Annotated in this window: 5 protein-coding genes; 4 read left to right on the top strand and 1 reads right to left on the bottom strand. The window is 63.0% G+C overall.

Translation table 11 applies throughout. The annotated features are described in order from the left end of the window. Positions 1-142 precede the first annotated feature (142 nt). The 3 genes from betI (at position 143) to betA (ending at position 4,066) form a co-directional block, all read left to right on the top strand. Positions 143-736 carry a transcriptional regulator BetI gene (gene betI, locus GJV37_RS21585; RefSeq protein WP_024766732.1) on the top strand — a complete coding sequence of 198 codons (594 nt, stop codon included), beginning with the start codon at positions 143-145 and terminating at the stop codon, positions 734-736. A 46-nt stretch (positions 737-782) separates the two neighbouring features. Beyond that, positions 783-2,255, top strand: coding sequence for a betaine-aldehyde dehydrogenase (betB, locus tag GJV37_RS21590; protein ID WP_065085083.1), 1,473 nt, complete (start codon positions 783-785; stop codon positions 2,253-2,255). A gap of 128 nt (positions 2,256-2,383) precedes the next feature. Next, positions 2,384-4,066 (top strand): choline dehydrogenase, encoded by a 1,683-nt coding sequence (gene betA / locus GJV37_RS21595; RefSeq protein WP_024766730.1) that lies wholly within the window; start codon positions 2,384-2,386, stop codon positions 4,064-4,066. 52 nt (positions 4,067-4,118) lie between these two features. Here betA and GJV37_RS21600 read toward each other — a convergent pair whose 3' ends face one another. Beyond that, positions 4,119-4,523 (bottom strand): acyl-CoA thioesterase, encoded by a 405-nt coding sequence (locus GJV37_RS21600; protein ID WP_017521585.1) that lies wholly within the window; start codon positions 4,521-4,523, stop codon positions 4,119-4,121. Between the two features lie 260 nt (positions 4,524-4,783). Between GJV37_RS21600 and GJV37_RS21605 the strand changes: the two genes are divergently transcribed. Next, complete coding sequence (locus GJV37_RS21605) at positions 4,784-6,103, top strand: MFS transporter (protein WP_024766729.1); 1,320 nt, start codon at positions 4,784-4,786, stop codon at positions 6,101-6,103. The last annotated feature ends 492 nt before the right edge of the window (positions 6,104-6,595 follow it).

Here is a 6,595-nt window from a genome sequence, read left to right on the forward strand (position 1 = left end):
GGGCCCCGCCATGCGGGCGCCTGGAGGTGTTGATGCAACGCAGCATATTCTTAGTTGATTGAGCGTTCAATAAAAAACGAATAGACTGGCCCACAGTATCGCCGGACGGCACAGGTACGCCCGGCGAAGAGGAGATTGAAAAATGCCCAAGGTCGGTATGCAGCCGATTCGCCGCTCCCAGCTGATCCACGCGACCCTCGAGGCGGTGGACCAGGTGGGCATGAGCGACGCCAGCATCGCCCTGATCGCCCGCCTGGCGGGGGTTTCCAACGGCATCATCAGCCACTACTTCCAGGACAAGAACGGGCTGCTGGAAGCGACGATGCGACATTTGATGTCGGCATTGAGCAAGGCCGTCGCCGAGCGCCGCGCTACCTTGCGCAACGACGAACCGCGTTCGCATCTGCGCGCCATCATCGCGGGCAACTTCGACAGCTCCCAGGTCAACGGCCCGGCCATGAAGACCTGGTTGGCGTTCTGGGCCAGCAGCATGCATCAGCCGCAGCTGCGTCGCCTGCAACGGATCAATGACCACCGGCTGTATTCGAACCTGTGCAGCCAGTTCCGCCGCGAATTGCCGCTGGCCCAGGCCCGCAGCGCCGCTCGCGGGCTGGCCGCGCTGATCGACGGCCTCTGGCTGCGGGGCGCGCTTTCGGGCGACGCCTTCGACACCGAGCAGGCGTTGGCAATTGCCAACGACTACCTCGACCAACAACTGGCCAAGCGCCCCGGGTAGCGGGCGCAGCCTTGCGCTGACACCGACAAGAGAGGACCACCGCACCATGGCTCGATTCGAAGTACAGAAGCTCTACATTGGCGGTCGCTACGTGGAAGCCACCAGCGGCGCCACCTTCGAAACCATCAATCCGGCCAACGGTGAAGTCCTCGCCCAGGTACAACGCGCCTCGAAGGAAGACGTCGAGCGCGCCGTGCAGAGCGCGGTGGAAGGGCAGAAAGTCTGGGCGGCGATGACTGCCATGCAGCGCTCGCGCATCCTGCGCCGCGCCGTCGACATCCTCCGCGAACGCAACGACGAGTTGGCCGAACTGGAGACCCTCGACACCGGCAAGCCACTGGCCGAGACCCGCTTCGTCGATATCGTCACCGGCGCCGACGTGCTGGAGTACTACGCCGGCCTGGTGCCCGCCATCGAAGGCGAGCAGATCCCACTGCGCGAGACCAGCTTCGTCTACACCCGCCGCGAGCCATTGGGCGTGGTCGCCGGTATCGGTGCCTGGAACTACCCGATCCAGATCGCCCTGTGGAAATCCGCGCCGGCCCTGGCCGCCGGTAACGCGATGATCTTCAAGCCCAGCGAAGTCACCCCGCTTTCCGTGCTCAAGCTCGCCGAGATCTACACCGAGGCCGGCCTTCCTGATGGCGTGTTCAACGTGCTCACCGGCAGCGGCCGCGAAGTCGGCCAGTGGCTGACCGAGCATCCCGCCATCGAGAAGATTTCCTTCACCGGCGGCACCTCCACCGGCAAGAAGGTCATGGCCAGCGCTTCCAGCTCCTCGCTCAAGGAAGTCACCATGGAGCTGGGCGGCAAGTCGCCGCTGATCATCTTCGAGGACGCCAACCTCGACCGCGCCGCCGACATTGCCGTCATGGCCAACTTCTTCAGCTCCGGCCAGGTGTGCACCAACGGTACCCGGGTGTTCATCCCGCGCAACCTGCAGGCGCGCTTCGAGGCTAAGGTGCTGGAACGCGTGAAGCGCATTCGCCTGGGCAACCCGCAGGACGAAAACACCAACTTCGGCCCGTTGGTGAGCTTTCCACACATGGAGAGCGTGCTCTCCTATATAGAGTCCGGCAAAGAACAGAAGGCCCGCCTGCTGTGCGGTGGCGAGCGCGTCACCCAGGGCGAGTTCGGCAAGGGCGCGTATGTCGCCCCGACCGTGTTCACCGACTGCCGTGACGACATGACCATCGTCCGCGAGGAAATCTTCGGGCCGGTCATGAGCATCCTCGTCTACGACAGCGAAGACGAGGCCATCCGCCGCGCCAACGACACCGAGTACGGCCTCGCCGCTGGCGTCGTCACCCAGGACCTGGCCCGCGCGCACCGGGCGATTCACCGCCTGGAAGCAGGCATCTGCTGGATCAACACCTGGGGCGAGTCGCCGGCCGAGATGCCGGTTGGCGGATACAAGCAATCGGGGGTCGGTCGTGAGAACGGCCTGACCACCCTGGCTCACTACACTCGCATCAAATCCGTACAGGTAGAGCTGGGCGACTACACCTCGGTGTTCTGATCGCCGCGATCGAGCCATGAAAGGCCGGTCGCAGGCATGACTCCCTGACCACCGGCCATTCCCCACACGCAGACACCGGCGCGCACGCGTCGCGGGCGGTGTCATGCCTGAAAAAGAGGAAGGCCTGCATGTCCCAGGAATACGACTACATCATCATCGGCGCCGGTTCTGCCGGTAACGTACTGGCCACCCGCCTGACCGAAGACGCCGACGTCAGCGTCCTGCTGCTCGAAGCCGGCGGCCCGGACTACCGCGCCGACTTCCGCACGCAGATGCCCGCCGCGCTGGCCTACCCGCTGCAGGGCCGCCGCTACAACTGGGCGTACCTGACCGATCCGGAACCGTACATGAACAACCGCCGCATGGAATGCGGGCGCGGCAAGGGCCTGGGCGGCTCCTCGCTGATCAACGGCATGTGCTACATCCGCGGCAATGCCATGGATTTCGACGGCTGGGCACAGGAGAAGGGCCTGGAAGACTGGACTTACCTCGACTGCCTTCCGTATTTCCGCAAGGCCGAGACGCGCGACATCGGCCCCAACGACTACCACGGCGGCAACGGCCCGGTGAGCGTCACCACGCCCAAGGCTGGCAACAATCCGCTGTTCCACGCCATGGTCGAGGCCGGCGTGCAGGCCGGTTACCCGCGTACCGAGGATCTCAACGGTTATCAGCAGGAAGGCTTCGGTCCCATGGACCGTACCGTTACCCCGCAGGGCCGGCGCGCCAGCACCGCCCGTGGTTACCTGGACCAGGCTCGCGAGCGCCCCAACCTGACCATCGTCACCCATGCACTGACGGACCGCATCCTGTTCAGCGGCAAGCGCGCCATTGGCGCGACCTATCTGCATGGCGATGACAACGCGCTGAAGGAAGTCCGAGCACGCCGCGAAGTGCTGGTCTGCTCTGGCGCCATCGCTTCCCCACAACTGCTGCAGCGCTCCGGCGTCGGCCCGTCCGCCTTGCTCCGCGACCTGGGCATCGAGGTCGTGCACGACCTGCCCGGCGTCGGCCAGAACCTCCAGGACCATCTGGAGATGTACCTGCAGTACGCCTGCAAGCAGCCGGTGTCGCTGTACCCGGCGCTGCAATGGTGGAACCAGCCGCAGATCGGCGCGCAGTGGATGTTCCTCGGTACGGGGCTGGGCGCGAGCAACCAGTTCGAGGCCGGCGGTTTCATCCGCAGCCGTCCGGAATTCGAGTGGCCGAACATCCAGTACCACTTCCTGCCGGTGGCGATTAACTACAACGGCAGCAACGCGGTGAGCGAGCACGGCTTCCAGGCCCATGTCGGTTCCATGCGCTCGCCCAGTCGCGGGCGAATCAACCTGACCTCGCGCGACCCGCGCAAGCACCCGAGCATCCTGTTCAACTACATGTCCTGCGAACAGGATTGGCAGGAGTTCCGCGACGGTATCCGTCTCACTCGCGAGATCATGAACCAGCCGGCGCTCGACCCTTATCGCGGCCGCGAAATCAGCCCGGGCCTGGACAAGCAGAGCGACGCCGACCTGGATGCCTTCATTCGCGAGCATGCGGAAACCGCGTTCCACCCGTCCTGTTCCTGCAAGATGGGCGAGGACGACATGGCGGTGGTCGATGGGGAAGGCCGCGTGCACGGCATGGAAGGGTTGCGGGTGATCGATGCGTCGATCATGCCGCTGATCATTACCGGCAACCTCAACGCCACCACCATCATGATGGCCGAGAAGCTCGCCGATAAGGTGCGCGGCCGTCCGGCACTGCCCCGCAGTACCGCCGACTACTACAAGGCCAACGGTGCTCCGGTGCGCGGCAAACCGCTACGCTGATTCCGTAAAGCGGAGACGAAAACGCCGGCGAGAGAGCCGGCGTTTTCAGTTTTCAGCCACGACGCGGAGGAACCGGACGGGTACGGCCGCTGCCATCGATGGCGACGAAGACGAACACCGCCTCGGTGACCTTGCGCCACTCGCTGGACAGCGGGTCGTCGCTCCAAACCTCGACCAGCATGCGGATCGAGCTGCGGCCCACTTCCAAAGTCTGGGTATAGAAGGAGAGCTGCGCGCCGACAGCGACCGGGACCAGGAACGCCATACGGTCGATGGCTACCGTGGCTACGCGGCCGCCGGCAATGCGGCTGGACATGGCGGTACCGGCGAGATCCATCTGCGCCACCAGCCAGCCCCCGAAGATGTCGCCGAAGCCGTTGGTTTCGCGTGGCAGGGCGGTGATCTGCAAGGCCAGGTCGCCCTGCGGGATGGGGTCTTCTTGTTCAAGCTCGATCATAGGTAAGGGCCTCGTGCCCCCGGCGTACTCATGGTGAGGTTGTGGAAAAACTCTCCCAAGACACCTGCCGGTGCAAGGCCTTGGGGCAGCTTTTGATCGGCCCGGCTGCATTATATAGAAGCAGGGCCCTGTGCGACGACCGCAGGACTTCGAGATTTTCCCGCGGGCGCGGCCGCTGTGTCGTCTTCGCGCAATTTGCTATGGTGCGGCACCTGCGGCTGCCGGCCGCAGCCACCTTGCCTGCAGAGATAAAAAGCACCATGCCTTCTGTGAACGCTCCTGCCGCGCCCGCGTCACGTCCGTTGACCCGCAGCGACTACAAGACTCTTTCCTTGTCCGCCCTGGGCGGCGCCCTGGAGTTCTACGACTTCATCATCTTCGTCTTCTTCGCCACCGTGGTCGGCAAACTGTTCTTCCCCGCCGACATGCCCGAGTGGCTACGCCAGTTGCAGACTTTCGGCCTGTTCGCCGCCGGCTACCTGGCCCGCCCGCTGGGCGGCGTGGTCATGGCGCACTTCGGCGACCTGCTGGGCCGCAAGAAGATGTTCACCCTCAGCATCTTCCTCATGGCCGTGCCCACACTGATCATGGGCCTGCTGCCGACCTACGAGCAGATCGGCATCTGGGCGCCACTGGCGCTTCTGCTGCTGCGCGTCATCCAGGGCGCTGCCATTGGTGGTGAAGTGCCGGGGGCCTGGGTATTTGTCGCCGAGCACGTACCGCACCGCCATGTCGGCTATGCCTGCGGCACGCTCACGTCGGGTCTGACTGCGGGCATCCTTATCGGTTCGCTGGTTGCGACCCTGATCAACAGTGTCTTCAGCGCGGAAGAAGTCCATGGCTACGCTTGGCGGATTCCATTCCTGCTGGGCGGTATCTTCGGTCTCTTTTCCGTCTACCTGCGCCGCTGGCTGCACGAGACGCCGGTGTTCGCCGAACTGCAACTGCGCAAGCAACTGGCCGAGGAAGTGCCGCTGGGCGTGGTCGTGCGTGAACATCGCCCGGCGGTGGTGCTGTCCATGCTGCTGACCTGGGTGCTGTCTGCCGGCATCGTGGTGGTGATCCTGATGACCCCGTCGGTACTGCAGACCATTTACGGCTTCGATGCGGCGACCGCGCTGAAGGCCAACAGCGTGGCCATCGTCTGCCTGAGCGTCGGTTGCATCCTGGCCGGTCGCCTTGCCGACCGTTTCGGCGCGGGGCGCACCTTTATAGTTGGAAGCATCCTGCTGGGCGTAGTGTCCTGGGCCTTCTATACCAGCTTGAAGGCGCATCCGGACTGGTTGTTCCCGCTGTATGCGATTACCGGTCTGTGCGTCGGCGTCATTGGCGCAGTGCCTTATGTGATGGTCAACGCCTTCCCGCCGGTGGTCCGTTTCACCGGTCTGTCCTTCTCGTACAACCTGGCGTACGCCATCTTCGGTGGCCTAACCCCGATGGTCGTCGCGCTACTAATGAAGGAGGATCCGCTGGGCCCGGCTTATTATGTGGTGGCGCTGTGCTTGGTCGGCCTGTTGGTAGGTGTCTACCTGCTGCGCCAAGAGCGCCGTCTGCCAGGGCAGGCGATGGCGATAAACTGATCGATCGGACAGTTTTTTGCAGAAAGTTTAAATTAGTCGTTGACGGCCAATTTAAACTCCCTATAATGCGCACCACTCCCAGCGACGAAGCGCTGAAAGAACTTGAAAATCAAGCACTTACAGAGATTAGAGGTTGAGAGTGGTGATCAGGCAGGTGATTCACTTGCTGCTCTTCATTAGCTGCTCCGGCAGCGAGCTGAAAAGAAGGTCGCCGAGGTGCTTGACAGCGAGTTTGATCGCTGTAGAATGCGCCTCCCGCTGATGAGAGGTTTGGCTTCTCGGAAGCCCAAGCGATTGAGTAGAAAAGAAATTTTCGAAAAATAAAGCTTGACGAAAGATGAGGCTAGCGTAGAATGCGCGCCTCGGTTGAGATGAAAGCCTTAACCAACTGCTCTTTAACAAGTTGAATCAAGCAATTCGTGTGGGTGCTTGTGATGTAAGACTGATGATCGACTGATTATCAGCAACGCAAGTAACACTCGTGAATTCGAG

This window comes from Pseudomonas nitroreducens (assembly GCF_010994165.1).
Classification (GTDB): Bacteria; Pseudomonadota; Gammaproteobacteria; order Pseudomonadales; family Pseudomonadaceae; genus Pseudomonas; species Pseudomonas nitroreducens.